Genomic DNA, 2,693 nt, shown 5'->3' on the forward strand with positions numbered 1-2,693 from the left:
GAAATGTTTTTACTAAGTATCGTTATTTGGTATTGTGGTGCTAATCGAAGTGCTAACGACAGACCGGCGATGCCACTACCAATGATTAAAATATCCGTATAATGTTGTGTTGATGGCATAATATTTTATTACTAAGGTTTAGGAATAGAGTAAATTACCATGTTAGCCTATTCTTTTATTTAGAGTAAATACGATGGCCTTGAAAGAACTTTTCTTATGGTTTAGCTTAGATTAAATCTAAATAATTTAAATTGACTGGAACTTTGCGAGTTTTTGTCACTCAAAAAGATGCTTGCTTACAAATGAGAGAAAACATGGCGGGTTCAAATAAGGAAAATATGAGGCTTATTTTCGGGAGAAGTGACCTCGAATGAGCGAGCAGTTAACAGACCAGGTGTTGGTTGAACGGGTACAAAAAGGGGAAAAAAAAGCTTTTAATTTACTGGTTATCAGATACCAGAATAAAGTTGTGAGCCTTGTTTCTCGTTATGTGCCGCAGGGAGATGTACCGGATGTAGCTCAAGAGGCATTTATTAAAGCTTATCGCGCTATCAGTTCATTTCGTGGTGAAAGCGCATTTTATACTTGGCTTTACCGGATCTCTGTAAATACAGCAAAAAATTATCTTATATCCCAAGGACGTCGACCGCCATCGAATGATTTGGATGTAGTTAATGCACAGAATTTTGAGGCTTCTAATGCATTAAAAGAAATTTCTAACCCTGAGAATTTAATGTTGTCAGAAGAATTGAGAAAAGTAGTCTTCCGGACTATAGAGTCACTTCCTGAAGATTTACGTCTGGCAATTACGCTTAGGGAGTTAGATGGACTAAGTTATGAGGAGATAGCGCTTATTATGGATTGTCCTGTTGGTACAGTTCGTTCTCGCATTTTTCGAGCAAGAGAAGCTATTGATAATAAAGTGCAGCCGCTAATACGAAATTAAATGTGGTTCACATTTTACTGAAGGTTACTTTGGCATGCATAGAGAGAGACTTTCCGCTTTAATAAATGGAGAGATCTTTGATTCAGAATTGATCCATACCATTTTACAAGATGTTGCGTTACAGAAACGATGGGAGAGCTACCATCTTATCTGCGACAGTTTGAGAGGCGAGATCAATGAAGTTATCCATCTTGATATTACCGACAAAGTAGAGCAGGCGCTGGCAAGTGAGCCTATCCAAATTGCGCCTAATGCAATACCGGAGTCACAACCTGTGACTGCTAGCTGGTATTTAATGCCTTTTTCGCGTAAGCTTTGCCCTTGGGCTAACAAGATGACCCAAGTTGGTTTCGCAGCGAGCGTTGCCGTAACTATTATTGCAGGTGTTCAGAATTATAATACGTCTAGCATAGAAACTGATGTCAAATCTGACTCACCCATATTTAATGCGGGTACCTATCATGGGGTCTGCGTCGCCTGTGAGTTTAAATGTATCTAATGATCAGTATCTAATGATCAATTGTTTGCTCATCCAAAAACCGAGCAGCTAGAACAACGTAATCGCGGGCTTGGTCTGATGTTACAACAATATGAGCTTGAGCGTCGTTCAATGCTGAATCAAAGTGTAACATCATTTTCACCAGTAGCAGAAAAATCTTACTCAAGAGCAGAATAATAAGAATAGTAGTATAGTAAGAATAGTAGTATAGTAGTAATGAAGCATTGGTTATCCGCCCTCTTTTTTTGTTGGGCCGTTTATTGTTTCCTTTACATTCCTATGCGAAAGAATTATCGGTTGAAACTTTATTAATTGAATTGATATGGGTAACGCAGTAAAGTCTTTACCCCTACCAATTATCATTTATTATTGTTAATCGACAAGGTATAACCCCGATCAAATATCGTCATGTCATTATTGACAATCAACCAATTTCTCAAATGATGCAGATAAATAATTTTCGTCGTGAAATTATTCAGAAAGGTAATCAAGTTAGCTACTTTGAGCCAGGATTTGATTCTTTTAGCTTAGAGGGCACTTATATCGTTGATTATTTGCCGTCGGTAGTGTTTGCTAATTTTGCTAAACTGCAATCCTATTATAATTTCATTAAGTTAGGTAGAACACATATTGGTGATATAAGCTGTCAGGTTATTCGTGTTATACCGAAAGATAATTCACGTTTTAGCTATATCTTCTTAATTGATCAAAAAAGCAAGTTACCATTGCCTATTGATCTTTTAGATAGTAAGAATGAAATATTAGAGCAATTTAGAGTTGTCTCTGTGGCTTTTAATAGTCAAGCGTTGCTGAAATCAATGCATGTGATCGCATCGTTAAATATGCCTCCCTTATTACTTATCCCTAAATCGATCACTAAGCGATTTAACTGGCAAATAAACCAACTGCCGTTGGGATTTGAAGAAATTTTTCGTAGTTGTAAAGAGATTGCTACTAATGAATCTTTAGAGACCATGTTATTTAGTGATCGGTTATTTAGTTTTTCTATTAATGTTACTAAAGCAGGTACGCATCAACTTAGTGAAAAACCATTTCGTAAAGGTGGTTTAACTATTTATACGGTGATAAAAGGACAATACGAAGTGACAGTTATAGCTAAGCGACTTAATTTTGATGACATTATTTATATGAGCTATTCAATTTATTTTAGACGTAAAGTGATATTTACGATGGAAGAAGAAGGGTTGAGTATCCGAGAAACAACGAAGCAATTTCGGATTGTCTCTG

General features: G+C 36.5%; 6 protein-coding genes. 5 read left to right on the forward strand and 1 reads right to left on the reverse strand.

The annotated features are described in order from the left end of the window. Window positions 1-122 (reverse strand): FAD-binding protein (locus ARSQ2_RS12305; protein ID WP_238334265.1); only part of this gene is annotated, 122 nt, incomplete at its 3' end. A 248-nt stretch (window positions 123-370) separates the two neighbouring features. Here ARSQ2_RS12305 and rpoE point away from each other — a divergent pair. The 5 genes from rpoE to ARSQ2_RS02650 all read left to right on the forward strand — a co-directional run. Continuing rightward, the gene (gene rpoE, locus ARSQ2_RS02640; RefSeq protein ID WP_181994269.1) at window positions 371-946 is read left to right on the forward strand and encodes an RNA polymerase sigma factor RpoE; all 576 of its coding nucleotides are present in this window, start codon (window positions 371-373) and stop codon (window positions 944-946) included. A 34-nt stretch (window positions 947-980) separates the two neighbouring features. Continuing rightward, window positions 981-1,445 (forward strand): RseA family anti-sigma factor, encoded by a 465-nt coding sequence (locus ARSQ2_RS02645; RefSeq protein WP_238334264.1) that lies wholly within the window; start codon window positions 981-983, stop codon window positions 1,443-1,445. Next, window positions 1,408-1,497 (forward strand): hypothetical protein, encoded by a 90-nt coding sequence (locus tag ARSQ2_RS14540; protein ID WP_420837722.1) that lies wholly within the window; start codon window positions 1,408-1,410, stop codon window positions 1,495-1,497. Before ARSQ2_RS02645 ends, ARSQ2_RS14540 begins: the two co-directional genes overlap by 38 nt. Continuing rightward, window positions 1,467-1,622: a hypothetical protein gene (locus ARSQ2_RS12310; RefSeq protein WP_255487219.1), complete on the forward strand. Its 156-nt coding sequence runs from the start codon at window positions 1,467-1,469 to the stop codon at window positions 1,620-1,622. The genes ARSQ2_RS14540 and ARSQ2_RS12310 overlap by 31 nt, the downstream gene beginning before the upstream one ends. 218 nt (window positions 1,623-1,840) lie before the next feature. Continuing rightward, window positions 1,841-2,693: MucB/RseB C-terminal domain-containing protein (locus tag ARSQ2_RS02650; RefSeq protein ID WP_238334266.1), on the forward strand; the 853-nt coding region annotated here is incomplete at its 3' end.

It is taken from the genome of Arsenophonus endosymbiont of Bemisia tabaci Q2 (genome assembly GCF_902713415.1).
Lineage (GTDB): Bacteria > Pseudomonadota > Gammaproteobacteria > Enterobacterales > Enterobacteriaceae > Arsenophonus.

What these genes read in the sequence shown, in the direction of transcription:
- rpoE (WP_181994269.1), top strand. Translation starts at nt 371, where the DNA reads ATGAGCGAGCAGTTAACAGACCAGGTGTTGGTTGAACGGGTACAAAAA.
- ARSQ2_RS02645 (WP_238334264.1), top strand. Translation starts at nt 981, where the DNA reads ATGCATAGAGAGAGACTTTCCGCTTTAATAAATGGAGAGATCTTTGAT.
- ARSQ2_RS14540 (WP_420837722.1), top strand. Translation starts at nt 1,408, where the DNA reads ATGGGGTCTGCGTCGCCTGTGAGTTTAAATGTATCTAATGATCAGTAT.